The following is a 26,559-nucleotide window of genomic DNA, read 5'->3' on the forward strand; positions in this document are numbered from 1 at the left end:
TTAATCCCGACCCGGCGCACAAAAAAACAGCATACACCGGAACCAGAGGCACTTTTCTTTTAACATTAAGCCAAACTGGCTGTCTGACCCTTTCATCGCTCTGATGTTGTCGCACATTGGTGTGACTGCCTGATGACAGCACAGGCAGCGATTGCCACATACCGCATCCTCAGATATACCTGACTGGCGCATAAACCGGAGAACGCCGTTAAATCATTATGACCATTATCCTAATGCGACATGGTAAACCTGACCACCCTTTTGCCGGACGTTTAAGCGCACAGGGGCTGGCAGACTGGTGTGAAGCCTATGATCTGTCACTGGTGAGCGATGGCCCGCCCGATCGCAGCATCAGCATCGCCAGAAAAGCGGCGGTTGTGGTCTGCAGTCCTCTGCCCCGCGCCCACTCTTCGCTGGAGCGCCTCGGACTGCATCCCCATCACGTTGATGCGCTGTTCAGTGAAGTCGGTATTCCTTTGCTCCGGGCTGATCGCATTCAGTTACCCACCTTTGTCTGGCAGGCCATCCTGCGCGCCATGTGGTTTTGTGGCTATGCCGGGGAGACCGAGTCGCTGCAGCATGCGCGCGCCCGCGCCTCGCGTGCCGCCGATCGCCTGATCGCCCTGTCGCAGCAGGGTACGGTTTTGCTGCTGGGGCACGGCATTATGAACAAGATGATTGCCCGTGAATTGCGTAAGCGCGGCTGGCAGGCGGAAAAACACGCCAGCAGCCGCCACTGGAGTTCGGCCATCTACCATCGCCCCTTTATTTAACCAATTTGAAAGTAGCTCAGCGTTTCGTAGCCAGCCCCCACCTCGGTTGTCGCAAGAACGGTTTTCTGTACCAGATCAATGACGCTCAGCGTCCGGTTATCATCATGGGTGATCAACAGCCGTTTCTTGTCCGGACTGAAACAGCCATCCAGCGGCTGGTGAGTCAGCGCTATATGCCCCAAAGGATTCAGTAATTCATCAAAAAGCGTGACGATGGGTTCCTGGTGCCCGATCGCCATCAGATACTCGCCATCCGGACTAAAGCGAACCTTCTGACAGGGCTGTTGATGGCCAGGAAGCGCCAGCCGCTGGCGGATTCGATGGCTCTGGCGATCGACGACATAGAGCAGCGGCACATCGGCGGCGCTGGCGATGAGATAGGGATGCCTGGGTGATGCAGTAAGGCCTGAAACCGGGCCGGGCATCAGGATGGTATCAATGACTCGCCCTTCCGCTTCGCACAGGTCAACGACGGTAATGGTGGCATCCTGCTCATTGTCGGTAAAGAGCTTGCGGCCGCTGGGCGAAAGCGTCAGGCGATGGGTATTATCAAGCGGAATGGGAATCGTCTTTTCAACGCGGTGGGTAAGGGGATCGATCACCACCACGACAGTAGGATTTTCACAGCACAGATACACTTTGCCGTCGCGCCCTAACTGACCGCTGTGCGGCGCTTGTGACGGTGAGAGGTCGATATAGTCATTAATCGCCCGCTGTCGTAAATCAATGACCGCCACTTTATGGCCAGGATGAGGCGCATCGCCTTGCATATCGTCACCGTACAGAGGGAGAAAAGCCTTTTCCCAGGGCGCGAGCATCAAAAGCTCGTGCAGTCGCGTTGGGATAACGTCCACGGCCTGGCTGACGTCAAAGGTGTCAGGATCGAGAAACAGCGCCCGTCTGGTTTGCCTGTCAATCGCCAGTAATCCTCGAGATTCAAACGGCATGTCATCTCCTTTTCGTCTGTATAGCTAAAGCGTAGACAATGACTGTCAGGCTGCGCGCATCTGTAAATTCATTAATCATGCTGAATATTTCACTTATCTCGATTCCGCACTGATGCTCATACTCGCGCACTGTTTATGGGTTTCATGACAGAAAAACGCCCACTCTGTCGATATAAAGATATTGCCATAGCGGAATAAAACATTAGCGTAAATAAATATTTATTTTTATTTCAGGCGAATGCTTATTTCCGTTTTATCCTAAAGTTTCCATCAGGAATAGCGAATTGTTGAATTGTGTTCTATTAAATAAATGAGTCGCGGCCGCTCACGTCACGCTTGTGCACAGAAACTGTCGTGGCTCGCCATCGAACCATCACCAGGGAAATACAATAAAAATTGCGCAGCGCAGCATGTCTGCGTTTATGGCGGTTTATATACGGGATGACAGCTTAAGCCCTTATTTTGCCGACTGGCATAAACACTATAATCAAAATAACAGGTGAAACATGAATTCACACCGCCGTTCCTTGCATCATCTCTGGCGTCAATGGGAAAAACTTGCTTTCACCAGCCGCATGCTGTGGACGATTAAACAACACCGGGCCGTAAGCGCGCCTGAATACGATCCTACGCTGGAACAGGACGTGCTGCTGGAATCCGTACCTAAGACCCTGCCTGCCATTGCTAAAAAAGTCTGGCTGTACTGGCCCGGCGACCGGCTACCTGCTTCCGTTGCCCTTAACGCCAGTAAAATTTGCCGTGATAATCCGGATCATGAGATCCACCTGCTTACCCCTCAGACGCTGGGACAGTGGCTGCCGGATGTGCAATTTGTCTCTTCCGATCTGACTCCGCAGCTAAAAAGCGACATCATCCGGCTGGAGCTATTATTACGCTACGGTGGCATCAGCATCGACTGCAACACGTTGCTGTTCGAGGATCTTGCCTGGGTCCATCAGGCCCAAAGCGACCGCCCCATGGATGTGCTGGGATATTATCGTCAGCAAAACACAGTTAACCCACTCAGACCGATGATTGAAACCGGCTTTATCGCGGCGCCTGCTCAAAACCCCTTTATTCGTGAATGGCTGAAACAACTGGCCCCGGTAAAATACGTGGGGAGACAAAACTATCTGCTGGAGTTAATGAAACGCAGTGATTTCCCTGCAGTGCAACAGAATCTTAGCAACCCCGGTGACGAACTCACGGCGCTGGCACATCAGTTGGCTATGGATGAGCATCGTCGGGTTAATACCAGGTTACGTAAAGCGGAAGCCAGCGTCGGCTATTATCAGCAGGTGCATGCTGGCAGCAACGATGCCTGTGTGCGCTCTGTTCTGTTTCAGCAGCGTCCGCTCACGCCGCCGCCGGTCATCCGGCTCAGTGACAGTGCGCGCGCGCACCTCGATTTTAACCTGCGGTTACGCTTTTACAATCGTGCCAGCCTGGTCGGGGAAGCGATGCACGACAGCCCATCCTCTCCCGCCAGACTTTCAGCGCCGCAGGAACAACGCGCGTAATCCGCCCCTGCCCGGCCGTTTCATTAGAAATCGCCGGGCACTTCGCCCCTGTTTAACGTGGAATTGACTGTACTGTGAGTCTGCAGCCAAATCTGCGCAGAGATGTTGCAGCCTGATGACAGCCACTATAGATTGAGTCAAAAATCCATGGAATGTCCCCCTGTTGATAAGAGACATATTCATACGATAAGAGGATTTGACGTTGTCTGAATTCGTGTCAGTGATACTTTTTCTGACCGCGATTGCTGTTTATTCCTGTAAAGCAGGCCGAAGCAGAATCTGGTTTTCCCTCACCTTGTGCTTGTTAATGCTGTTCGTGCTGCTCAACGCCACGCTGTTCGCCAGTAATTATTTTACCGGCGACGGCATTACTGACGCAGTAGTGTATACCTTAACGAACAGCCTGACCGGTGCGGGCCTGAGTAAATACGTTGTGCCCGCCCTTGGGCTGGTCATCGTGCTGTTTTTACTGTTTTGTGCCCTGTCATGGCTGCTGCGCCGCCGTGAGCGGCCCTTTCATTCAGGCTGGAGCCTGGTGGCTTTTGCCTGTGCCGCCGGCGCGGTACATACAACGCCAGCCTTTCAGCAAGTGAGTTCTCTCATTACCTCGCACTCACTGCGCGAAAACTCCGACTTTGCCACCGTCTATAAAGTCCCGAAAAAGCGCATTGCGCAGCCCGCACTTAACGTGGTGTATATTTATGCTGAAAGCCTGGAGCGGACCTACTTCGACCCGATTGCCTTCCCTGGACTGGCCCCCGAACTCAGCCGGGAAAAAGAGCAAAGCATCGACTTCACCCAGACCGAGCAGCTTCCCGGCACGGATTACACCATTGCCGGTATGGTCGCATCGATGTGCGGTATCCCGCTTTTTGCCCCTTTCGACGGAAATGCTTCCGCCTCCCTTTCCAGTTTTTACCCACAGAACGTTTGCCTGGGCGATATTTTAAAAAATTCCGGTTATGAAAACTGGTTTATTCAGGGCGCTGACCTGCGCTTTGCGGGTAAAGATGTCTTTTTACGTTCTCACGGCTTTGACCCTGCGCGCCTGTTCGGTTCGCAGGAACTCAAAGACAAGGTTAGCGATCCGACCTACCGCAACAACTGGGGTTATTACGACGATACCGTGTTGGACGAGGTGTTTGAAACCTATGAGGCACTTTCGCGCCAGCAGAAACGTTTTGCGCTGTTTGCGCTCACGGTGGATACGCATCATCCTGATGGGTTTATTTCCCGAAGTTGCCAGCGCAAAAGTTACAGCTATGCGGGCAAGCCAAATCAGTCGTTCAGCGCCGTATCCTGCTCGCAGGAGCATATCGCACGCCTGATTGCCCGTATTAAGGCTTCACCCTGGTTTAAGAATACCGTGATTGTGGTGGCATCCGATCATCTGGCCATGAACAACACGGCGCATCCCTTTCTGATCAAGCGTCCTCGTCACGATCTGTTTATGGTGATCCGTGGCGATCAACCGCAGGCAGAAGTGATAGATATGAAACGCAGTACACTGGATAACGGCGCGACGTTACTGGATATTCTGGGCGGCGACAATGCGATAGGTTTGGGACGTAGCAGCCTGTCCGCAGTGTCGTTGTCGAGCCAGTTTGAGGATATGAAAACCAAAGTGTTGAGCTGGAAAGCCGATATCATTCAGCTGTGGAACTTTCCCAAAAAGATCGACAGCATCACGCTGGATCAGACGAAAAACACGCTCAGCTTTTCCGGGGCCAGCTTTGCCTTGCCCATTCTGCTGCGGGTGACGGAGAAGCATGTAGAGCCACTGCCTGAGGGGGAATATTCGGCGCCTTTACGTTATCAGCTGGCCGACTTTACCTCGGCGGAAAAGTTTGTCTGGGTCGATCGCTGCTTTAAAATTGCCCGTATCTGGCAACCGGCGCTGGCCCTGTCCAGCGACTGGTGCCTGGCAATGGGCCAGCTCGCGGGCCATCCCTCCGTCATGCGTATGGATACCCCCCTGTGGAAAGGAAAGGTGCAGTTCCCGGCAGGCCCCCAGAACGATGCAAACTATCAACATGCCGTGGCGCAGCTGCGCATCGACGATAATGCGATTCGTTATGATGCCGACAGCTTTCTGTTCGCGGTTCCCGGCGCACCCGCAAGCGTGAAGCAGTTCAGCGGCCTTTCCCGTACGGAAAACTGGGGCCGCTGGTCAAACGCCAATCTTGCCCCGGAAGTGACCATAGAATTCGTTAACCCTTTGCCCGCCAGATTTGATCTGGTGATTACCGCTCGCGCCTATGGCCCCAATGCGCACCGACCCACAAGGGTGCAGGTAGGCGACACAAAACAGCCCCTGATGCTGGGAGAAGAAGCATCAACCCAGACGCTGCGTTTTGATAACACTCGCGGAAGCCGTCGGTTAACGTTTACCCCACCAGAGCCGCAACTCAGCAATCTTAACAACATCGCAGGTCAGGACCCACGCAAACTCGGCATCGGTCTGATTACGTTAAAGGTTATCCCCGTTCCCTGATGTTTATTCACGATGACGGTTAGCCCCCACCTTTTACACTGCCTGGTAAGCGGGCTGTGTAAAAGAGGCTAACTGACAACGTTTTTTTTGCGGCCCACCCCGCAAAAAGATGAAAACTACGCGTTTAACTAATTGATATAATGGAATTTATTTCGCAATATGTTTTTTATCTTCTGTGACCAGACCGGCTCTCCTGACATGATATTCAAATAACGTGATGAATCGGGAAGGCTCTTGAATGACACTCACCATGATGAATACACACAAAGCGTTTAAACGTTTACAGCGCGCAGGCATCAACGATCGCCAGGCAGAAGCGATGGTGGATATTTTTTCGGCATTAAAGCAGGACAATGCGCTGTCCCGTGCTGATGTCATGCAGGCTTTTCAGCGTCAGAATCAGCATATCTTTTCGCTAAGCACGCAACTGAAGAAAACGGAGTCGTGCCTCAGAACCGATGTGGATGAACTCAAGGCAGACGTCAGCGTACTCAAAACGGACGTTGCCGTGCTCAAGACCGATGTCAGCGTACTCAAGACCGACGTCGCCGAGCTCAAAACGGATGTCAGCGTACTCAAGACCGACGTCGGGAGTTTAAAAAACGATATGCGTTGGGTACAGCGTCTGCTGATGATCATGACCACCACGTTGCTTATGGCGACCATTAAATATGTGCTTGCCTGAGCCGTTACCCGCGCTTCAGGCCTTAACCTCGCAGAGTTTCCAGCTTTTCACGCTGTCGCCCGTCGGCTGTAAAGTTAGCCTCTGCCAGCCAGCGTTCCAGCCCATTTTTAACAGCTGGCCATTCACTGTCGATGATTGAGAACCAGCTTGTATCGCGCGTGCGGCCTTTATAAACGCGGGCCTGACGAAATTCACCTTCAAAGCGAAATCCCAGCCGAAGCGCGGCCCGACGCGAAGGCAGATTACAGCTGTCACATTTCCATTCATAACGCCGGTAGCCCAGTTGCTCAAAGGCATAACGCATCAGAAGAAAATGCGCTTCGGTCGCCATTCTTGTTTGCTTTAGCAATCGTGAAAAGGTGACGTATCCCACTTCCATCACCCCATTTTGCGCATCAACACGCATCAGCGATAGCGTTCCGACGGCCTTACCGGTTTCAACATCAATGACGCTGAAATGCAACGGATCCTGACTCGCCTCCATCGTAGCAGCATGGGGGAGCCAGGCGGCTTCATCATTAAACGGCCCCTCAGAAAGATAGGTCCAGTCACGGCCATCTTCTGCCAGCGACCAGGCCTGCCAGAGTGCTTCAGCATGCGAAGCCACGCTAAAGGGCTCCAGACGGCAAACCTGACCTTGAAGCACCTCACGCTGAGGTAAGGGACGTGGCTGCCAGTCGGGCATGGATTGCCCTACAGGTTGACCATACTGATTGACGTGTTGCGACATCATGCCTTCTCCATTGCAGTAAATAAAAACACGTTGCCATGTTGCAAACACGTTGAGAAGTCATCACTGATAAAAAAGACAGAAATAGAAAACAGCCGCTTAACGCGGCCGTTGAAAGAAGAGATAACTAACAAAGCGCCGCAGGACTATCCGCGGAAGAAGATATCGCCGGATTTACCCATAACGATCTTACCGGTGTCGTTAGTAATCAGAATGTAATTGGCATTGATATAAGCCCAGTGGGTATCTGGCTGAGGCGCAGGCAAATTACGTTTCTGCCACTCTGTGATGGTGTAAGTCTTGCTGCGGTACTTATCAGGCACGGTATCACCGATTTTATGCTCTTTATAATCAATGATAATGGTGCTGAGATCGTAATTTGGCTTACCTGGATTGCCTGCTGACTGCGAAGGCGTTGTTGGGGTAATACCGTCGTTAGAGTCAGAACTCATCGGCGCCTGCGGCTGGGCATGTGCTGCAGCACCGGGCTGCGCGTTGTTATCGCCAGGTTGAGCGGTTGGATTGGCCGGTTGAATCTGCGGCGGCGGTGGCACATTGTCGGTGGTTTCACCCGCAGCCTGAGCGGCGGGGATCAGGCTCAGCGAGCCGAACAGTAAACCAGCTGAAATAAAAGCAATTTGAGTCCTGCGCATAATAATTTCCACATTGAATTGATTTTAATAACAGTAGACTACTCTGAAGACAATCTAAACAGGGCTGCGGTTCCGTCACTCATAAAGGTAAGTGTAAGGAATCACGACTCATTCTGGACCCAACCTACACCTTACCTGTCTTTCTCTGCCAGGTTAAGCAACAATGTGATACCAAGATAGTTGCTCCAGTTAAACGCGTTTTGCAGTACCACGATGGCATTGCCTGCCTGCTTGTCAAAACCGATAAAAGCGGAATAACCACCAATATAGCCGACCTGATAGGTAATGTTCCTTCCTGCCAGCCTGTCTGTAACCCAGGCGATATTCTGCGTCTGTGCGCCCTGCTGATACACGCCTTTATTGATCTCAGCAAAGGCACGATTACGCGCCGGATCGCTGCCCGCAGTGAGATGTGCACGCAGATAGACGCTCAGATCCCGTGCGTTGCTGTAAAGACTGCCCGCCGCGACCATATTACGCTGGAAACGCCAGTCCGGGGTGAGATCACCGCGCGGGATAAGCTTTGGCTGATCGCCAGCATGCCCTAACGCCCGTGTGGAAAAACCGCTTAAACGCTCAGGCACAAAGCTGGTGTTGTTCATTCCCAGCGGTCGGAAAATCCGTTGGTGGGCAAGCGTTTCAATATCACTATGGCAGCGTTCACGCAAAATATAGCCCAGCAGCGCATAGCCAAGGTTAGAGTATTGCGCTCCCCGCTGACGCGGCGCAGAAAAATCCGCCAGGTATTCCAGAACGTCATCACTATCCAGGTTGCCATAAAAGTTCTGACCGCTGCGCAGATAGCCCATAAACTGCATAAACATCGGCAAATCCATATCCTGACGCGGCAAACCCGAGGTATGGGTCACTAACTGTAATAGCGTGATTTGACGTGCATCCTGGCTCAATCTGACGTCAGAGGGCAACAAATCGGCCAGCGTGTCACTCCAGTGCAGTTGGCCTTCGTTAACCAACTCAATAATCACCTCTGCGGTTACGCCTTTACTCAGTGAGCCGAGCGCAAATAAGGTTTCAGGCGTAATCGGATAGCGATGTACGTCATCGGTGACACCCGCGCTGTAAAACAAGGTGGGATTAAGATGATGGATAATTGCAATACTGATGCCGGACACCTGTTTACGCTGCATATAATGGCGCACCAGATCGTCCAGGTTGTCATGAAAATCGCTGTGCGTCAGATAAAGCTTGTCGCCTGCTGGCGCAGAGGTCTGCGACAGCGTGCCGCAGGCAGCCAATAACAGCGCGCTTATCATCAGAACTGCACTGCGTCTAAACAGGTGCCCGCATCCGCTCAACAGGCGGTGTAACCTCTGGGGTGAATACTCTTTTCTGGTCACGTCCTCGCGCCCATTTTATTGTTGTTATCAGGCACTGACGAACGTTCATATCAGCATCATGCCGGGGGATTATTCCGCTGTGCCTATATCGACACAGATTAGCCAAATCTTTATGCTTCTGGTCATCGTTTCCTACTGAAGGATGTCACCCCTGGCAGGACACACGTAAGGGAAACGAAGCAGGTTGGCGCCTGATATAGCCACGATCGTGCAGGAAAACGTATTGCAGGCCGCGAAGAGTAACATAGCAGGCCTGGTAATGCCTCTGCTGAGTCCGCTGCCGTTCAGGGCAACCCGACGACACTGCCATCAGCGCAATAAGCGTGTACACTGCGCGTTTTTACACGCAGTAAATTTTCTGCTGCACCAGACACGTTCGGAGATATCCCATGAAAGAAGGCCCGTTAAGCGAAAAAGAGCTGCAATGGCTCGAAGATATGCTGGAAAAATACGGTAGTGAAGCGTCGATTCTTGATGTTTCAGAACTGGATGGCCTGCTTACTGCCGTGCTTTCAGGTCCGACGACGGTAGAGCCAAGCCGCTGGCTGGTCGCGCTCTGGGGCGGCGAAAAGCATATTCCCAAATGGAGTAATGAGCGCGAAATGACGCGCTTTATGGAACTCAGTTTCCAGCACATGAATGACATTGCTGACCGCCTGTCTGAGTTTCCAGAACAGTTTGAACCCCTGTTTGGCGTGCGCGAAATGGAAGGTCTGGAATTTACCGTCGTTGAAGAGTGGTGCTACGGCTATATGCGCGGCGTGGCCTTAACCGACTGGTCTGCACTCCCTGCTGAACTCCAGGACTCACTGGACGCCATAGCCCTGCACGGCACAGAAGAGAATCTGGAAAAGGTTGATGCGCTCACGCCTGAAGAAATGGAAAGCAGCATTGATGCTATCCGCCCTGCCGCCCTGGCGCTTCATGATTACTGGATCTCACAGCCCGAAGCGATTCCTCAGGTGCAGCAGCCGGTCACTGCGGAAAAACAGCCGGGCCGCAACGATCCCTGCCCCTGCGGCAGCGGAAGAAAATACAAGCAGTGCTGCCTGCATTGATTGAAGAGGGAGCCCGGTCCACTGGCTCCCTTGTTTATTCTGCCACCGTTAACTTCACCACTCACGTCGGAAGAGCCCTATGGCTAACCTGCCGCTTCGCCCTCATTTCTTACAGAATGCTGGATCGCTACGTGCTCATGACCCAGACCAGCGCGTTACTGGCGATAAAACGGACCAGCAGAGCAATGGCAATAAGAAGCCTGTCACGGTGAATCCTGTTTTCCTCAGCCTGCAGAAGGGGGTGGCTTTTTTCGCGTTCCCGCAGCGCGAAACAGCCTATTCCCCCTCTTCTTTTTTAATCATATCGATGGCGACCACGTTATGTTTCATCGCCTCATTCAGCACCTGTACCGCCGAGGACGCATCGCGGTTTTTAATCGCCATAAAGACTTTGATGTGCGCCTCAACACTTTCAAGCGTAATGCCCAGTGAGCGATTCAGTTCTTCAAGATAATAGTAATAAATATCTTTGATTGACTTCATCACGTTGTAAAACACGCTGTTATGAGAGGCACGGATAATCGCCAGATGAAATTCGTAATCCGCTTCCGAATATTTCTTATAATCGCCTTTATTAATAAGCATGTTATTGAGCGCCTGCTCCAGCAGGCCAATATCCTCTTCTGTGGCATGTTCCACTGCCAGCTCAACACATTTAAACTCGACGGTCTGGCGAAAAACCATCATGTCGTTAAAGGCTTCCCGGCTCAGATGCATTAACGGTCTGGCATTGTGATTAAGCATCTGTGGCGAAAAGTCTTCACACACGTAACTGCCGCTGCCCTGACGGGTAATCACGATACCCAGATCGCGCAGGCGCTGCACCGCGCTGCGTATACTGACCCTGCTGACATTGAAAGAGTGCGTCAGCTCCGCTTCAGAAGGTAAACGCGTGCCTGCGGACCAGCTACCGTCCAGTAGCTTCGCCTTAATTTGCTCGAACACTTCGTTAACGACGTTCTGTTTCTGAATGGATTTTATGCTCACAACACCTTCTCATATGATGTCCTACATGACGCCATTCTATCTTATCCTTTCCAGCAAAGTCCTGCGCTAACGCAGTGACAGACAGGGTTCAACCTTGCCTTACTCGCCGCTTCCTGCCCGGATCGAGGGGGCAACAGGATGACAACCATCCGGCACGCCGCCCGAGGCATCGGCCTCTGCGGTAAGATCCCGATCCACCACCTCTGGCATTATCAGTGAAGCCAGCAGGCCGATACAGGAATAGCCGATCAGCATGATCGCAATCGGATACCAGGTGCCCGTGAGCTGGCAGAAAATACCGGCCAGGAGCGGCCCTAAGCCAGTGGCAAACAGCCCACCGATCTCCTTAGAGATGGCCATTTGCGCGAAACGGTTTCTGGAACCAAACATCTCTGCCATGGTGATCCCTTCAATCGCCGCCTGGCCCAACACTGCGATATTGTGAATGACGATCAGGCAAACCATGATGGTACTCACCGCCTGCGCGTTATCGACGATGAGTGAAATCATCGGATAAGCCAGAATAATCGAGCCCAGCGTCAGAATGCGGTAAGGAATACGGCGCCCTATCCGGTCTGAGAGCCAGCCGATAAGAGGAATTGTCATAAATCCTATTACCGAGCTCACCATGATGGCATCGGTGGGAACCGCCTTATTGAACAACAGCGTCTGAACCATATAACCCGCCAGAAAGGTCTGGATGATGCCCGAGTTACCCGCCTGACCAAATCGCAGCCCGGTAGCAATCCAGAAGGCTTTGCCTTTGATTAACTGGAAAACAGACTGTGCCGGCTGATCGTGGGGCTTGACGGTGGCAGATTCGGCAACGTTTTCAAACACCGGACTTTCTTTCAGGTTGAAGCGCAGCCAGATAGCAAATCCCATCACGACGAAACTGGCCAGGAAAGGAATACGCCATGCCCAGGCAATGACTTCGTCATTGGTGAAGAAAAAGAACATAGCCGCCCAGATGGCGGTTGCACTTAACGTGCCGCAGTTGGTGCCCATGGCAACCAGCGAGGCAATAATGCCCTTTTTCCCTTTGGGCGCATATTCAGCCAGCATAGTGCTGGCACCCGATATTTCTGCACCGGCGCCTAATCCCTGAATAATACGCAGCGCCACCAGCAGCAAGGGCGCTAAAATACCCACCTGCTGGTAAGTGGGTAATACGCCAATTAAGGTGGTACAAACGCCCATTAAGGCGATAGTGATAAACAGGACTTTTTTTCGGCCAACACGGTCGCCCATTTTCCCAAAAAAAACGGCGCCGACGATTCGCGCGATATAACCTGCACCGTAGGTTCCCATTGCCAGAATCAGCGCCATCGCACCCGACTGTTCGGGAAAAAAGACTTCATGAAAAACTAACGCCGCACCAAGAGAATAGAGCTGGAAATCCATAAATTCTAACGTTGTACCCAGCCATCCTGATACGGATGCCCGGACCAGATCAGAGGTATTACGTTCTGTGGTGTTGGTATTTAAATGACTCATGTTTTCACCCTGAGGTCGACGATGCGTTAACAGGCGACTAAATGACAGGCGAGTGCCGCTTACGCGGAGCGTGAGGATCTCTTCACCCGCGACAATCACCGATGTTTTAAGCCAGAGTAATAACTACAGGTTCTGAGATATTTTATGAAAACTGAACTAATACTTTTGAATGTTCTGTTTTATCACTGGCCGCCTTTAATGCCGCTTCAATATCGTGATAGGCATAATTGCCGGAAAGAATCGGACGCGGATCGATAATGCCTTTTTCCAGCCATTTCACCGCCACATCAAATTCATCGATAAAACGGAAGGAGCCTTTCCAGCTAATTTCTTTTACCAGCATCTGCGCTACCGGGAAATTAAGCGGACTTTTTCCCATCCCAATTTGAACCACAACGCCGCCCGGCCGCGTAACCAGAATACTGGATTCAATCGCCGCTTCGGCTCCGCTGGCTTCCAGCGTAACGTCGAAATATCCCCGATTTTCACCGTAGCGGGCAACGGCGGCACGATCGCTCGCATCTACTGCCGCATCAGCCCCCATTTCTACCGCGATGCGGCGGCAGCGCTCGCTCGGATCGAACGCCACGATCTCTGCCGCGCCGGAAGCGCTTGCCGCGGCAATCGCTAAGGCGCCGATGGGGCCCGCGCCCATCACCAGCACCCTTTTCCCGACGATGCTGCCTGCCACGTTGAGCGCATGGATCACGACGGCGGTAGGCTCAGCAACGGCCATGACGCTGGCCGGAACCTGCTCATCATAAGCCACGCACTGCTTCGCAGGCACCACGACATATTGTGCAAATCCACCATTCACGTGCGGAGTGAACTGGGCGCTCCCCATAAAGCGCATGGTGGCGCAGGCATTCTGTTTACCTGCCCGACAATACTCACACTGACCACATGGCTGTGATGGATTAATCGCGACTTTTTGTCCCGGTTCTAACCCTGATGCTGCCGGCGCCTGGAAAATCCGCCCCACAAATTCGTGACCTATCACCAGTGGTTGCTTAATCACGGATAATCCGGCACGTCCTTCATGGTAATAATGAATATCCGAGCCGCAGATGCCGCCGCACTCCACTTGAACAACGACATCATCATCCGAATACTTCAGTTCGCGCTGCTCAACCGCGATCTCTTTTTTACCCTTTGCCACGCAGGCATGCGTCATTATGCTGTGCACATGTTTTTCCTCTTCCGGGTCAATAACGCTTACAGCACGGCCAGCCAGCCGCCATCCACGTAGATAATCTGACCATTGATATAATCTGAGGCAGGCGATGAAAGAAAAACGGCCGTACCGGCCACTTCTTCTGGCCGTCCCCAGCGCTGCGAAGGGTTACTGCTTTTCACCCAACTGTCGAACCGGGCATCGTCCACCAGCGCACTGTTCATGTCCGTCAGGATATATCCCGGCCCAATCGCATTGGTCTGGATATTAAACTGCGCCCATTCGGCCGCCATTGAGCAGGTCAGCATCTTAATGCCGCCCTTGGCAGCGGTATAAGGTGCAACGGTTGGCCTGGCCGCCTGGCTGGTCAACGAACCGACATTGATGATTTTGCCGCCCCGATCGCGGGCAATCATGCGTTTGGCTGCCGCGCGCGAAACCAGAAAGGCGCTGGTGAGGTTGGTATCAATCACCTTTTGCCAGTTTTCCAGTTCCAGCTCCAGCATGGGTTTGCGGTACTGGATCCCGGCATTATTTATTACGATATCGACTGCGATGCCCTGCTCATCCAGACTGGCGAACACCTGCTCTATCGCGCTTTCACAGGTCACATCAAACACCCGGCCGGAGACGCGATAGCCTTTATTTTTAAGCTGTTCAACGGCCTCGTTCAGCACCGCTTCACGCGTGCCGTTCAAAATAACCTCTGCCCCGGCAGCGGCTAATGCTTCGGCGTAGGCAAACCCCAGGCCGCGGGAGGACCCCGTTATCAAAGCCGTTTTACCAGTCAGATCGAACATTGCAGTCATAATCCACCTTTAAATATGTATGACAACTATCTTATTAAGGTGAATTTGCCGACAGATTAAATCAATACACAAAGCGTATTTATGAGGCACATATCACAAATGCTTAACAGAAAAAACCATCAAATCATTGTATTTAATAGACATAAAAACAATGCATTTAGCCTGAGACGTTTCATTAGATCGCCGTCACAAAAATAGCAGTGCAGAATTCAAGCCGGATAAATTTATGATAGAAAGGAAATATTGTATGACAACATACCATTAAACCCTGCGTAGCAGCGATGAGTACGGTGCGGTTAATGTTCTGAATAATAAGGAGCTAGTGTGAGCAATCTGTTCATCACCAATGTAAAAACAATTTTGACTGCGCCGGGCGGCATCGATCTGGTGGTGGTTAAAATTGAAACTAATGAGCCCGGACTGTACGGTTTGGGTTGCGCCACCTTTACCCAGCGCATTTACGCCGTACAAAGTGCCATTGATGAGTACCTTGCCCCGTTTCTGATTGGCAAAGATCCCGCCAGAATAGAAGATATATGGCAGTCCGCCACAGTGAGTGGCTACTGGCGCAATGGTCCGGTAATGAATAATGCCCTTTCCGGCATTGATATGGCGCTATGGGATATCAAAGGTAAACAGGCTGGCCTGCCGGTTTATGAACTGCTGGGTGGGAAATGTCGCGACGGTATTGCGCTCTATGTGCACACCGATGGCGCCGATGAAGTTGAAGTGGAAGACAGCGCTCGCGCCAAAATGGAAGAAGGCTACCAGTATATTCGCTGCCAGATGGGCATGTACGGCGGTGCCGGTACTGATGACCTGCGACTGATTGCCAATCGCATGGTGAAAGCGAAAAATATTCAACCCAAGCGCTCGCCTCGCACCAAAGCCCCGGGGATCTATTTTGATCCGGAAGCCTATGCGAAAAGCATTCCGCGTCTGTTTGATCATCTGCGCAATAAACTGGGTTTCAGCGTGGAGCTACTCCATGATGCCCATGAACGTATTACGCCGATTAATGCCATTCATATGGCTAAAGCGCTGGAGCCTTATCAGCTTTTCTTCCTTGAAGATCCGGTTGCTCCCGAGAATACGGAGTGGCTGAAAATGTTGCGCCAGCAGTCTTCCACGCCGATTGCAATGGGCGAGCTGTTCGTTAACGTGAATGAGTGGAAGCCGTTGATCGACAATAAGCTGATTGATTATATCCGCTGTCATATCAGCTCGATTGGCGGTATCACACCGGCGAAAAAAATCGCTATCTACAGTGAATTAAACGGTGTTCGCACCGCCTGGCACAGCCCTGGGGATATCTCCCCGATTGGGGTTTGCGCAAACATGCATCTGGATCTGAGCTCGCCTAATTTCGGCATTCAGGAATACACGCCAATGAATGATGCGCTACGTGAAGTCTTCCCGGGCTGTCCTGAAGTGGATCAGGGCTATGCTTACGTCAATGACAAGCCGGGGTTAGGGATTGATATCAACGAAGCGCTGGCGGCGAAATTCCCCTGCGAGGGCGGCAATCCGACCTGGACGATGGCCAGGACTCCGGATGGCACAGTCTGGCGTCCCTGAGTCATCAGGTCTTTTTGCAGAGGCTCAGCAATGGGCCTTTTTGCTTTTCCCTGGCATTGTTGGCCTGGCCGGCCTGGACCACAACAGGCCGTTCAGGTCGACTTTACTGTGTTCAGGGACAGATAAATAGCCAACAAGAACACGCTTCTCTGCTTTTTTAAGCCTGGTCTGCACGCTGTTTAAACCTCCCGTCCCCTCGCGAACATTCCCTCTGTTATGGCGATTATTCTTCGGGTTTATTCACGATATTATTGTCCTCATCCATCTGGTAAGGCATATCCGCTTCTATTCCTCCCTTTCCGGTTTTAGCGACCACGTTAGTGTAGCGCTTTCCATCCCAGCAGCGAAAAATCAGAACTGAGTTTTCCCCGGCGGTCAGGGTTGAACCATTGCTTCCTATCAGCTTGCTACGGCATCCGGCGGTGAGAATGCTGTTGATGCCCGCCGTCAGCTTGCTTCGGTCTCCCGCCATGAGGATGCAGTCATTGCCTGCCGTGAGTTTGCTGCGATCGCCAGCGGTGAGGTAGCTGTTGTTGCCTGCCAGAAGCTTGCTGCGATCCCCGGCGGTTTGGGTGCTGTCCGCTCCGGCAATCAGCTTGCCGCGCTCTCCGGCCATTTGCACGCTGTCTGCCCCGGAGATCAATGTGCTGCGATAACCCGCCGTTTGTGAGCTGCCCTTTCCCGCAATCAGCATGCTGCGGTTGCCGGTGATCTGGGTGCTTTCCGGGCCAGCAATCAACGAGCTTCGGTGGCTGGCGATCTGATTACTGCCATATCCCGCCGTCAGGCTACTGCGTCTGCCCGAAATCAGGCTGCTTCCGTAACCGGCGGTGAGTACGCTGCGAAGTCCGCTGATCAACGAACTGCCATAACCCGCCGTCAGGAAGCTGCGAATACCGCTGGTCAGCGAACTGCCGTAGCCTGCGATCAGGGAGCTGTCGGCGCCCGCCGTTGCGGTACTGCCGTAACCTGCCGTTAGCGTACTACTGTGCTCGGCCGTTTGCGTGCTGCCGTAACCGGCTGTCAGCGTACTTTGATAACCCGCCGTCTGGGTACTGCCGTAACCGGCAATCAATGAGCTGTCATAACCGGCCATTGAGGTACTGCCGTATCCGGCAGTCAACGAACTCTGTTCTCTGGCCGTCTGCGAACTCCCGTAACCAGCCATCAACGTACTTTTAAAACTGGCGGTCTGGGTGCTGCCGTAGCCTGCGATCAGTGAACTCTCATAACCTGCCGTAGAAGTACTGCCGTAGCCGGTCGTCAGATCGCTATTCTCCTGCGCCGTCTGGGTGCTGCCGTAACCGGCCGTCAGAATACTGTTGTAACCGGCGGTCTGCGTGCTGCCGTAGCCCGCGATCAGGGAACTGTCGGGGCCTGCCGTCGAGGTACTGCCGTAGCCGGTGGTCAGATCGCTGCGCTCCTGCGCCGTCTGGGTGCTGCCGTAACCGGCCGTCAGAATACTGTGATAACCGGCGGTCTGCGTGCTGCCGTAGCCCGCGATTAACGAGCTGTCGTAACCCGCCGTCGAGGTACTGCCGTAGCCCGTGGTCAGATCGCTATTCTCCTGCGCCGTCTGGGTGCTGCCGTAACCGGCCGTCAGGATGCTGTTGTAACCCGCTGTCTGCGTGCTGCCATAGCCCGCAATCAGAGAGCTGTCGGCACCGGCGGTTGAGGTGCTGCCGTAGCCGGTCGTCAGCACACTCTGTTCGCGCGCCGTCTGCGTACTGCCGTAACCCGCCGTCAGACTACTGTGATAGCTGGCGGTCTGGGTGCTGCCGTAGCCCGCGATCAGGGAGCTGTCGGCGCCGGCGGTTGAGGTGCTGCCATAACCTGCGGTGAGATCGCTGCCCTCCTGCGCCGTCTGGGTGCTGCCGTAACCGGCCGTCAGAATACTGTTGTAACCGGCGGTCTGCGTGCTGCCATAGCCCGCGATCAGGGAACTGTCGGCGCCGGCGGTTGAGGTGCTGCCGTAACCGGTCGTCAGCACACTCTGTTCGCGCGCCGTCTGCGTACTGCCGTAGCCCGCCGTCAGGCTACTGTGATAACTGGCGGTCTGGGTGCTGCCGTAACCTGCAATGATTGAGCTGTCCGAGCCTGCCGTGCCGGTGCTGCCGTACCCGGCAGTGAGGTCACTGCCTTCTCTCGCCGTCTGGGTACTGCCGTAGCCCGCCGTTAGCACACTGTTGTAGCTGGCTGTCTGCGTGCTGCCATAGCCTGCGATCAGTGAACTATTTGCCCCGGCTGTAGACGTACTGCCATAGCCGGTGATGAGATCGCTTTCGTTCTGCGCGGTCTGCGTACTGCCGTAACCCGCTGTCAGCGTGCTACCGTAACCCGCTGTCTGGGTACTGCCATAGCCCGCGATCAATGAACTTTCATAGCCTGCCGTAGAGGTACTGCCATAACCTGCAGTAAGATCGCTGCCCTTCTGCGCGGTCTGGGTACTGCCGTAACCGGCTGTCAGCGAGCTGTCTTCGCCCGCCGTCTGGGTACTGCCGTAACCGGCGATCAGGGAGCTGTCGTCACCCGCCGTACCGGTACTGCCGTAACCGGCTGTCAGCGAGCTGTCTTCGCCCGCCGTCTGGGTACTGCCGTAACCGGCGATCAGGGAGCTGTCGTCACCCGCCGTACCGGTACTGCCGTAACCGGCTGTCAGCGAGCTGTCTTCGCCCGCCGTCTGGGTACTGCCGTAACCGGCGATCAGGGAGCTGTCGTCACCCGCCGTACCGGTACTGCCGTAACCGGCTGTCAGCGAGCTGTCTTCGCCCGCCGTCTGGGTACTGCCGTAACCGGCGATCAGGGAGCTGTCGTCACCCGCCGTACCGGTACTGCCGTAACCGGCTGTCAGCGAGCTGTCTTCGCCCGCCGTCTGGGTACTGCCGTAACCGGCGATCAGGGAGCTGTCGTCACCCGCCGTACCGGTACTGCCGTAACCGGCTGTCAGCGAGCTGTCTTCGCCCGCCGTCTGGGTACTGCCGTAACCGGCGATCAGGGAGCTGTCGGCGCCCGCCGTGCCGGTACTGCCGTAACCGGCGGTGAGATCGCTGCCTTTCATGCCGGTCTGCGTGCTGCCGTAACCCGCCATCTGGCTGCTCTCTTCACCTGCGGTTTGGGTACTGCCGTAGCCCGCGACTAATGTGCTGTCTGATCCCGCTGTACCGGTGCTACCATAACCGGCAATTAATGTGCTGCTATCACCCGCCGTCTCAGTACTGCCATATCCGGCAATCAGCTGACTCTGATGCGTGCCGCTGAGCGTACTGCCATAGGTTGCGATTTCAATCGTTTGTGTCGGCTGCGTACTGCCTGATTCAATGGTCGCATCAATATCATCTGTTACAGGCAGCGATCGATCGCCTGCCTTTACCTCTGAAGTGACATCAGGCGCTCCAGGCCCGGCCTGCATTTCCGTACAGGTAACGTAATCAGCCCGATGGTGCAGGATAAATTGCATCGCACTGGTTTTCGTTCCAACGTGAAGAACCTCAGCACGGGGAAATTTAATCCAGCCATGAGTTTCAATAGCGATACACTCATCGGCAGCCACTTCAGCGACAACCCACCTGGCATCAGCGTGCAGGCTCAGCGGTGAATCCGATCCTTTTCCCCAGATTAGCCCCGTTAGTCCGTTCTCAAAGCCTTTAACCGGCTTCCAGTATTTACACTCTACGATACCGCTTAACGGCCAGATGATTCCGCCGTGATCGGCCATATTATTAGCACAGGTACGTAATATTAAAACCTTGTCTTCTTTCATGTCTAAACCTTCATTTCATTAGGGCATGAAAACAGTCTTACTCCTCTGGTTCTAAAAGAACCTAATCCTAATTGTTTAACCATCGCCCAACTCACAAACATTAATGAGATCACGAAATATTAATAAATAATAAATTACCGCCACTTAATTTTCAGAAACCATAAAATTAACAAATAAAACAGAATTAAATATTCACCAATAATCAATTCACCCCAAAATAATAAGAGAAAAAAACACGAACAAGCCAGTTAAACAACTGGCTTTCAATGTGCAGGCAATGAATTATAGTTATCAAATACCACAATAAACCATTTACCTCTGAGGAATAAGAACAGTGTAAACCGCGTTTATTTATCTTTCAGAAAGGATTATTGCCTTGAGAATCTTTCAGGCACCATCCCGTGCAGAGTAACGGGATGGTGTAAGGGATAGCGCAACGTTTTGCTGAGCGAGCAGAATTAAAACTCAACGTCTTCCAGACTAAAATATTCGGTCTGATCGTTATAAGAGAAGATCTCTGCATAGCGGCCCCAGTTGATCACGCTGTCCAGCGTCTCTTTGGCGGCGCTGTCAGCCAGTGAGTCTTCCAGCTCCTGCTCGAAACGCATGCGTGGCGCACGATGACCGGGACGTTCATCCAGCACGGTTTTAATCAAGGCGGCCAGCGGCACATAGCGCAGCAGATGATCGGCAAACATGACTTTGCGCTGCTGGGTATCCGATTCGGCAAAAACCCGGGCAGGTGGCGTCAGGAAAATATCCCCTTCCCTGACGTCGGCAAAGCCCAGTGACTGTAGCACTTCGGCTATCGGGAACAGCTCATCGACCTCCAGATGCAGCGAACGCGCAACATCCGGCATGTCTGCACGACCGTGATAGGGCGCGGCCGCCAGGGTTTCAATCAGGCCGGCCATCAGATTAGTTGATACCTGCGGCAGGTGCGTGCCCAGCCTGAGGCTCTTTTTCACATTATCGCTGGTTGGCCTGGCGGTCATCTGCGTGTACACATCATCAACCAGACGACGGAATGCGGGATCAAGGCGATTGCGGGGATGGCCAAAGGGCACTTTGATTTCAGCCACCACGCGTCCGGGATTCGACGACAGCACCAGAATGCGGTCGCACATAAACACGGCTTCTTCGATATTGTGAGTGACAATCAGCACCGACTTCATCGGCATCTGCCCTTCGTTCCACAAATCGAGTAAATCCGTACGCAGCGTTTCGGCGGTTAATACGTCCAGTGCAGAGAAAGGCTCATCCATTAATAAGAGAGTGGGATCGACCACCAGCGCGCGAGCAAAACCGACACGCTGACGCATTCCGCCTGACAACTCGCGTGGGTAGGCGTTTTCAAAACCGTCCAGGCCGATCAGGTCGATGGCTGCCAGGGCGCGTTTTCTGCGCTCCGCTTTTTCCACGCCCAGCGCCTCCAGGCCAGCTTCCACGTTTTGCAGTACCGTCAGCCAGGGAAACAGCGCAAAGGTCTGGAACACCATCGCCACGCCTTTGGCCGGCCCGTTAAGCGGCTTGCCCAGATACTCAACCGCGCCCGAACCTGGCGTGATCAGGCCAGAAATGATGCGTAACAACGTGGATTTCCCTGAGCCTGAGCGGCCCAGCAGACCGACAATTTCCCCTTCCTGCAGGGTGAGATTAACGTCATCCAGAATCAGTACTTCACCATGCGTTTTATCATAACCGTGCTTAATGTCTTTCACCGTCAGGACCGCTTTGCGCCCTTCTGGTTTCCTGTTCGACACGTCTGGGTTCAGTGTGGGTGGATTATTTAACATCAGGTGTCCCTTAATTGGCACGGAATTTTGATTCGGCGTACACGTACAGCGGTCGCCACAACAGACGGTTGAACAGGGTGACAAACAGCGACATCACCGCGATACCGAGAATGATTTTGGGGAAATCCCCGGCGGCGGTGGTTTGTGCGATGTAGGCACCTAAACCGTGCGCCGTGACCTGCGTATTCCCCCACTGCACAAATTCAGACACGATGCTGGCGTTCCACGCGCCTCCGGAAGCGGTAATCGCGCCCGTAATGTAATAAGGAAAAATGCCGGGCAACATCACCTGGCGCCACCATTGCCAGCCGCGGATATGAAAGTTCGCTGCAGCCTCTTTGTAGTCATTCGGAAACGCAGTAGTCCCTGCCACAACGTTAAACAGAATGTACCACTGGGTGCCAAGCACAATGAGCGGTGACAGCCAGATATCGGGATTAAGATGAAAATGCACAATCATAATCACGAAAACCGGGAACATCAGGTTTGCCGGGAAGGCTGCCAGAAACTGAGCCACGGGCTGAATCTTGCCCGCCAGAGCAGGCCGCAGGCCAATCATTACGCCTAACGGCACCCATATCAGCGACGAAATCAGAATCAGCACCGTCACGCGCAATAAGGTAATCAGCCCCAGCGTGAAAACGTGTTTCACCTCATCCAGCGTCACGCCGATCTGAACGTAAGTAATGACCCGGTACACCACATACAGGGTCAGTAAAATGACGAACGCGCCCCAGACAATGTCACCCAGCCTTGAAGCGCGGCGAGTATTGTTCTCGAAACGCACGGTTGCCGCTGTCGGCCAGCGCCATGAGATACGCGCCAGCGCGGACAGCAGCAGCCGTAACGGCGTGAAGATCTGATGAATCAGACGGGTTCGACGCATCAAATCACGCACCCAGGAGGTTGGCGCATTGCCTGAGCGGGTGTTTTCCATGCGGAACTTATCTGCCCAGGCGACCAGCGGTCTGAACAGCAACTGGTCGTAAGCCAGAATCACAATCACCATGGTGAGTAACACCCAGCCTACCGCGTGGATATCTTTATGCAGAATAGCCTGCGCCAGATAGCCTCCGACACCGGGCAAGGTAAAGGTGTTATTGCCGACCGTGATCGCTTCAGAGGCGACAATAAAGAACCAGCCGCCTGACATCGACATCATCATGTTCCATACCAGCCCCGGCACAGCAAAAGGCGCATCCAGCTTCCAGAAACGTTGCCATCCGGTCAGATGAAATCCGCGCGAGACTTCCACCAAATCGGCTGGCACGGTGCGCAACGACTGATAGAAGCTAAAGGTCATGTTCCACGCCTGGCTGGTGAACAGGGCAAAGATGGCCGCCAGTTCTACGCCCAGCACCTGCCCCGGAAAAAGCGCAATAAAGAAGGTGACGGTAAAGGAGATGTATCCCAGCACCGGCACAGACTGCAGGATATCCAGAATTGGCACCAGCACCTTTTCAGCACGGCGGCTTTTGGCGGCCAGCGTGCCGTAAATCAGGCTGAACACCAGGGAAGCCAGCATTGCCACCAGCATGCGCAGCGTGGTGCGCATGGCATATTCCGGCAGATTAGTGGGATCGAGCGAGATAGCCTGGGTTTTTAAACTGTCTATCGGCATCAACGTTTGATGAAAGCCGACCGCGACCATAGCAATCAGACAAATGATCAAGGGAAAAGCCACGGCATCCCAGACGTTAGGCAATAACCGTCTGTTGGCCGCCAGCATGGTGAATCGGAAGTTCATGAACCCTCTCTTCTTTTCATCACGGGAGCGACTGAATTATTTCAGGTGAGGGATTATCAGGCAGGATTGTTAAACGTATGCTCACCTGATGACCGGGTTTTTATTAATTTTTTGTGAAAGCAATACTGGGCGCTTATCGCCCATCCTGAAATGCATTAATTTCCCATGAAAAACCGGATCTCCAATGTCGTCAGGACGCTTCAAACCCCAGATGGTTAGTGAATCACAGATTAGCTTTATCACTATGATTAACCCGTTACAAGAGTGTTAATGACACCCGAGGATTCATCATATCCTGCTACATCACCCCTGATGGATGAATGCCGCGTCAGGCCTTATTCAGGTGATAACAATCAGGGAGGTGCCGACATAAAATATTAGAAAAATTGAAGCAGAGATTGCTTGCCTGCGTGTTGATAAATATGGCGCTAAATCAGGCTTAAAATCTTACCTTAAAAAATGAGGCCTGTTCACTTTTGTAAGATCCACGCCTTGCGACGGGATGACAACACTGGAGGCCATAAACTTCCCGCTCAAGTAATGCAGGCGATTTCCACATTGATGTTCAAATGAAGACCGAGTCTTAAACGTTACGATGTGTAAACCTGATGAAAAGAACCCGCTTTAAAGGCAGGACGCAACGAGATAAAGGCTTTCTTGAAATAACGCTGGATATAAAACGGATATTCCCTGTCCGACGGACAGACAGGGAAACGCTTTTTAGTTATGTACTTTGACGGGTGTACATTTTGGCACGGTAACAACGGGTTCCTGCCCCAGGATCCCGGGGATCATCTGAGACTGACAGTCAAAAATGCGACCTTTATCTGTAGTGGCGCGATAAGAGAGCATTTGAGAGCCCAAGGTATCTGGTTTAGTCGCGGATACATTAGTTACAGTGATTTCATCGGAAGAGCTCAGACCCAGCATTTTTGCTGTCTCAGCCTGAAGGGGAGGAATGGCTTCATTAGATGACATCGTGCTACAGCCACTCAGCGCAAGCAGAGAAAAAGCAACAAGTACCCTGTTTTTCATGATTTTGTTTATCCCAAACATAGTAAAAGGAGAGGTTAAAAAAACTCAAGCATTTGATTAATTCCTGCACGATAGTTTTAAACCTTTCTGCCACATTAAAGCAACATATTATGTAGGCCGGGTTTGACCCGTTTGGCTGAAAAAAGGCGTTTAACCGAGCGCCCTGTAAACAAGTCGCCGCCTGGACATGCTGGATTGTCATGAAATGTAAAGCCGGATTAATCACTTGATAAGCAACAGACTTCTGACAGAGGGATGACTGACAAGGACGGGGGCAGTAACACATTGATGGCTCTAATGGATCATTAAGACTATTCTTAATTAATTCGTTTCCGCTGCGCTTTACCCTTGACGCTTCGCAATCCGGTTTTCATCAGCAAGGAGTGAGCTAATGGCCTTACCAGGACAGTCTTCAAACAACCTTCCTGACTACAATATCGCACGACGTCTGGGCATGGTGTCCGCAGATGACATTGATTTCAATGCTCTGGCAAATCGTTTAGATTGCACGCGGGACTTCAGTCAGGTCGGCATTATTTACTCTGATGGTCTTGCACAATGGCTTGTTCGCCCTTCGCGCCGCTACGCTTCGTCGAACCAAAGTAATGTAAGTCATGTGGTGATTACAAAGGTCAATGCCACTACGCCGCAGGTAGCAACAAAGTCACTTACGGATACGCTGAGCAAGCCCTCTTTAGCGAATGAGATTACATCGACGGCGATGTCCTGCGGTGCAGCTGTGGTAACAGGTATTCTTGCTTTAACCTCAACCATGTCAGTGCCATTAACAGCAGGAGCAACAGGTGTTATAGCCGGTGTGATCACTGCGGGAACAGTTGCCACGACTTTTCAATGCGTAATTGGTATAGGAAGATTAGTGACCATATCAGAAGGCAATGAAGATACCGTTGCATGGTTAGATACTCAAGACTGGTATGTGGCAACAACGACTGCGCTTGATGTTGTTTCTCTTGCTGGTGCCGGTGCTGGTTTGAAAAGCACTATTGAGACTTATAAATTGATGAAAAGTACATCTTCGTCAGGTGTTTTAAAGTGGTTAAAAACATTAAGTCGTTCAGAACGCAAAAGAATTACGCAGGAAATCATCCGTGCTCAAAATCCAGGTATATCTAATGGCGGTATAAAAGCCGCAATACAAATGGGCGGATATCCTAAGCGTTTCCCTACAGAAGCAATACAAAAATCATTACAACGCGAGTTAACAAATGCACTCATTAATACCTCCGCATTTGCTGGTAGTGCATTAACAGGGACTATAAGAAACCCACAAAACGTTAAGCAAACATATAATTATGTTGTGGGCATTATTCAGTCTATATCTCTTTAAGGAAAAAAATGTTTCGTCAATTAAATAAGACATTGCAACTAAGCTTTATCACTGATATGAAAATAAAAAAAAGTGATAATGAAAAGTTAGAAGAAATTAAAGAAGCAATGATGAATGAGATGGATACTCCTATTGGATGGCATACTATGGGCATTCCTCTAATAATAAGCGCAATACTCACAGTAGTTAGTTTCTCTCTGCCTCAAATTTCTATTTGGCATGGAATTTCAAAATGGATGGACTGGTCAAAAAACGCTTTTTTCATCGGCGCTATGATCACGGACTTAGTGGGTTGCATTATTATCATTCCATTAATGGCGGTCGTTGGTAAAGGGCAATATCTTGCGCTAAAAAGCTATGTTTACATAGCCTTTAGCACTGCTACATTAGCAATATCCTTCCTAATATATACGATATTAGGAACATTACTTGGTGCAGACATAAAAACCACACACTTAATAGTTTCAATCATTGGCGTCATTCTGATAATACTAAGTTTTATGTGTATTAATAGTTTAGTTTTTTATCGTATGATTGCTTACTGCTTGCATAATCGCGCTTGGCGTAAACAAATTGAAATGCAAAGAGAAAAACCACATCTCTAAAAGAG

Annotated in this window: 20 protein-coding genes; 9 read left to right on the forward strand and 11 right to left on the reverse strand. The window is 52.1% G+C overall.

Annotated features, from left to right (window positions below; translation table 11 throughout):
- Nucleotides 1–218: 218 nt before the first annotated feature.
- A complete protein-coding gene (locus tag NXS97_RS10105) occupies nt 219–773 on the forward strand; it encodes a histidine phosphatase family protein (RefSeq protein ID WP_014595273.1) in 555 nt (184 codons plus the stop codon).
- On the opposite strand, the gene NXS97_RS10110 is transcribed toward NXS97_RS10105, so the two are convergent.
- Nucleotides 770–1,720, reverse strand: coding sequence for a YncE family protein (locus tag NXS97_RS10110; RefSeq protein WP_014595272.1), 951 nt, complete (start codon nt 1,718–1,720; stop codon nt 770–772). The genes NXS97_RS10105 and NXS97_RS10110 overlap by 4 nt on opposite strands.
- A 506-nt stretch (nt 1,721–2,226) precedes the next feature.
- Here NXS97_RS10110 and NXS97_RS10115 point away from each other — a divergent pair.
- The 3 genes from NXS97_RS10115 (at nt 2,227) to NXS97_RS10125 (ending at nt 6,419) form a co-directional block, all read left to right on the forward strand.
- Entirely contained in the window at nt 2,227–3,240 is a 1,014-nt protein-coding gene (locus NXS97_RS10115) for a glycosyltransferase family 32 protein (RefSeq protein ID WP_013024498.1), read from the forward strand.
- 202 nt (nt 3,241–3,442) lie between these two features.
- Entirely contained in the window at nt 3,443–5,734 is a 2,292-nt protein-coding gene (opgB, locus tag NXS97_RS10120) for a phosphatidylglycerol--membrane-oligosaccharide glycerophosphotransferase (protein WP_078828904.1), read from the forward strand.
- Between the two features lie 238 nt (nt 5,735–5,972).
- Nucleotides 5,973–6,419: a coiled-coil domain-containing protein gene (locus tag NXS97_RS10125; RefSeq protein WP_013024496.1), complete on the forward strand. Its 447-nt coding sequence runs from the start codon at nt 5,973–5,975 to the stop codon at nt 6,417–6,419.
- A 22-nt stretch (nt 6,420–6,441) separates the two neighbouring features.
- On the opposite strand, the gene NXS97_RS10130 is transcribed toward NXS97_RS10125, so the two are convergent.
- The 3 genes from NXS97_RS10130 to NXS97_RS10140 form a co-directional block, all read right to left on the reverse strand.
- Nucleotides 6,442–7,149 (reverse strand): GNAT family N-acetyltransferase, encoded by a 708-nt coding sequence (locus tag NXS97_RS10130; protein WP_041931038.1) that lies wholly within the window; start codon nt 7,147–7,149, stop codon nt 6,442–6,444.
- Nucleotides 7,150–7,295: 146 nt separating this feature from the next.
- Nucleotides 7,296–7,802 carry an RcnB family protein gene (locus NXS97_RS10135; RefSeq protein ID WP_116220008.1) on the reverse strand — a complete coding sequence of 169 codons (507 nt, stop codon included), beginning with the start codon at nt 7,800–7,802 and terminating at the stop codon, nt 7,296–7,298.
- A gap of 131 nt (nt 7,803–7,933) precedes the next feature.
- The gene (locus NXS97_RS10140; RefSeq protein ID WP_024472366.1) at nt 7,934–9,076 is read right to left on the reverse strand and encodes a serine hydrolase; all 1,143 of its coding nucleotides are present in this window, start codon (nt 9,074–9,076) and stop codon (nt 7,934–7,936) included.
- A gap of 473 nt (nt 9,077–9,549) precedes the next feature.
- Between NXS97_RS10140 and NXS97_RS10145 the strand changes: the two genes are divergently transcribed.
- Complete coding sequence (locus tag NXS97_RS10145; RefSeq protein ID WP_014606658.1) at nt 9,550–10,218, forward strand: YecA family protein; 669 nt, start codon at nt 9,550–9,552, stop codon at nt 10,216–10,218.
- 276 nt (nt 10,219–10,494) lie between these two features.
- Here the strand turns inward: NXS97_RS10145 and NXS97_RS10150 are convergent, their stop codons facing one another.
- From NXS97_RS10150 to NXS97_RS10165, 4 genes are all read right to left on the reverse strand, one after another.
- Nucleotides 10,495–11,205, reverse strand: a complete 711-nt coding sequence (locus NXS97_RS10150) for a FadR/GntR family transcriptional regulator (RefSeq protein ID WP_013024491.1) — start codon at nt 11,203–11,205, stop codon at nt 10,495–10,497.
- Nucleotides 11,206–11,304: 99 nt separating this feature from the next.
- The gene (locus NXS97_RS10155; RefSeq protein WP_014595264.1) at nt 11,305–12,702 is read right to left on the reverse strand and encodes an MFS transporter; all 1,398 of its coding nucleotides are present in this window, start codon (nt 12,700–12,702) and stop codon (nt 11,305–11,307) included.
- Between the two features lie 142 nt (nt 12,703–12,844).
- A complete protein-coding gene (gene idnD, locus NXS97_RS10160; RefSeq protein WP_116220007.1) occupies nt 12,845–13,876 on the reverse strand; it encodes an L-idonate 5-dehydrogenase in 1,032 nt (343 codons plus the stop codon).
- Nucleotides 13,877–13,917: 41 nt separating this feature from the next.
- Nucleotides 13,918–14,685 carry an SDR family oxidoreductase gene (locus NXS97_RS10165; RefSeq protein WP_014595262.1) on the reverse strand — a complete coding sequence of 256 codons (768 nt, stop codon included), beginning with the start codon at nt 14,683–14,685 and terminating at the stop codon, nt 13,918–13,920.
- 324 nt (nt 14,686–15,009) lie between these two features.
- On the opposite strand from NXS97_RS10165, the gene NXS97_RS10170 reads away from it, so the two are divergent.
- On the forward strand, nt 15,010–16,263 hold the full coding sequence (locus tag NXS97_RS10170) for an enolase C-terminal domain-like protein (protein ID WP_109706979.1): 1,254 nt from the start codon (nt 15,010–15,012) through the stop codon (nt 16,261–16,263).
- A 223-nt stretch (nt 16,264–16,486) separates the two neighbouring features.
- Here NXS97_RS10170 and NXS97_RS10175 read toward each other — a convergent pair whose 3' ends face one another.
- The 3 genes from NXS97_RS10175 to NXS97_RS10185 form a co-directional block, all read right to left on the reverse strand.
- Entirely contained in the window at nt 16,487–20,023 is a 3,537-nt protein-coding gene (locus NXS97_RS10175; protein ID WP_259232043.1) for an Ice nucleation protein, read from the reverse strand.
- 458 nt (nt 20,024–20,481) lie between these two features.
- A complete protein-coding gene (locus NXS97_RS10180) occupies nt 20,482–21,819 on the reverse strand; it encodes an AAA-associated domain-containing protein (RefSeq protein WP_014595259.1) in 1,338 nt (445 codons plus the stop codon).
- Between the two features lie 10 nt (nt 21,820–21,829).
- A complete protein-coding gene (locus NXS97_RS10185; protein ID WP_022622292.1) occupies nt 21,830–23,566 on the reverse strand; it encodes an ABC transporter permease subunit in 1,737 nt (578 codons plus the stop codon).
- 958 nt (nt 23,567–24,524) lie between these two features.
- Here NXS97_RS10185 and NXS97_RS10190 point away from each other — a divergent pair.
- From NXS97_RS10190 to NXS97_RS10200, 3 genes are all read left to right on the forward strand, one after another.
- A complete protein-coding gene (locus NXS97_RS10190) occupies nt 24,525–24,662 on the forward strand; it encodes a hypothetical protein (protein WP_019105056.1) in 138 nt (45 codons plus the stop codon).
- A 330-nt stretch (nt 24,663–24,992) separates the two neighbouring features.
- The gene (locus NXS97_RS10195) at nt 24,993–25,949 is read left to right on the forward strand and encodes a hypothetical protein (protein ID WP_200286679.1); all 957 of its coding nucleotides are present in this window, start codon (nt 24,993–24,995) and stop codon (nt 25,947–25,949) included.
- Between the two features lie 8 nt (nt 25,950–25,957).
- Nucleotides 25,958–26,554 carry a hypothetical protein gene (locus tag NXS97_RS10200; RefSeq protein ID WP_234033804.1) on the forward strand — a complete coding sequence of 199 codons (597 nt, stop codon included), beginning with the start codon at nt 25,958–25,960 and terminating at the stop codon, nt 26,552–26,554.
- Nucleotides 26,555–26,559: the final 5 nt, after the last annotated feature.

Origin of the sequence: Pantoea sp. B623, assembly GCF_024814475.1 — a bacterium.
Lineage (GTDB): Bacteria > Pseudomonadota > Gammaproteobacteria > Enterobacterales > Enterobacteriaceae > Pantoea > Pantoea ananatis.

Coding starts and splice junctions, on each gene's coding strand:
- NXS97_RS10190 (WP_019105056.1), top strand. CDS start 24,525: ATGGCTTCATTAGATGACATCGTGCTACAGCCACTCAGCGCAAGCAGA.
- NXS97_RS10165 (WP_014595262.1), bottom strand. CDS start 14,685: ATGACTGCAATGTTCGATCTGACTGGTAAAACGGCTTTGATAACGGGG.
- NXS97_RS10155 (WP_014595264.1), bottom strand. CDS start 12,702: ATGAGTCATTTAAATACCAACACCACAGAACGTAATACCTCTGATCTG.
- NXS97_RS10115 (WP_013024498.1), top strand. CDS start 2,227: ATGAATTCACACCGCCGTTCCTTGCATCATCTCTGGCGTCAATGGGAA.
- NXS97_RS10140 (WP_024472366.1), bottom strand. CDS start 9,076: ATGATAAGCGCGCTGTTATTGGCTGCCTGCGGCACGCTGTCGCAGACC.
- NXS97_RS10195 (WP_200286679.1), top strand. CDS start 24,993: ATGGCCTTACCAGGACAGTCTTCAAACAACCTTCCTGACTACAATATC.
- NXS97_RS10135 (WP_116220008.1), bottom strand. CDS start 7,802: ATGCGCAGGACTCAAATTGCTTTTATTTCAGCTGGTTTACTGTTCGGC.
- idnD (WP_116220007.1), bottom strand. CDS start 13,876: ATGACGCATGCCTGCGTGGCAAAGGGTAAAAAAGAGATCGCGGTTGAG.
- NXS97_RS10145 (WP_014606658.1), top strand. CDS start 9,550: ATGAAAGAAGGCCCGTTAAGCGAAAAAGAGCTGCAATGGCTCGAAGAT.
- NXS97_RS10180 (WP_014595259.1), bottom strand. CDS start 21,819: ATGTTAAATAATCCACCCACACTGAACCCAGACGTGTCGAACAGGAAA.
- NXS97_RS10185 (WP_022622292.1), bottom strand. CDS start 23,566: ATGAACTTCCGATTCACCATGCTGGCGGCCAACAGACGGTTATTGCCT.
- NXS97_RS10125 (WP_013024496.1), top strand. CDS start 5,973: ATGACACTCACCATGATGAATACACACAAAGCGTTTAAACGTTTACAG.
- NXS97_RS10110 (WP_014595272.1), bottom strand. CDS start 1,720: ATGCCGTTTGAATCTCGAGGATTACTGGCGATTGACAGGCAAACCAGA.
- NXS97_RS10130 (WP_041931038.1), bottom strand. CDS start 7,149: ATGTCGCAACACGTCAATCAGTATGGTCAACCTGTAGGGCAATCCATG.
- NXS97_RS10105 (WP_014595273.1), top strand. CDS start 219: ATGACCATTATCCTAATGCGACATGGTAAACCTGACCACCCTTTTGCC.
- NXS97_RS10175 (WP_259232043.1), bottom strand. CDS start 20,023: ATGAAAGAAGACAAGGTTTTAATATTACGTACCTGTGCTAATAATATG.
- NXS97_RS10200 (WP_234033804.1), top strand. CDS start 25,958: ATGTTTCGTCAATTAAATAAGACATTGCAACTAAGCTTTATCACTGAT.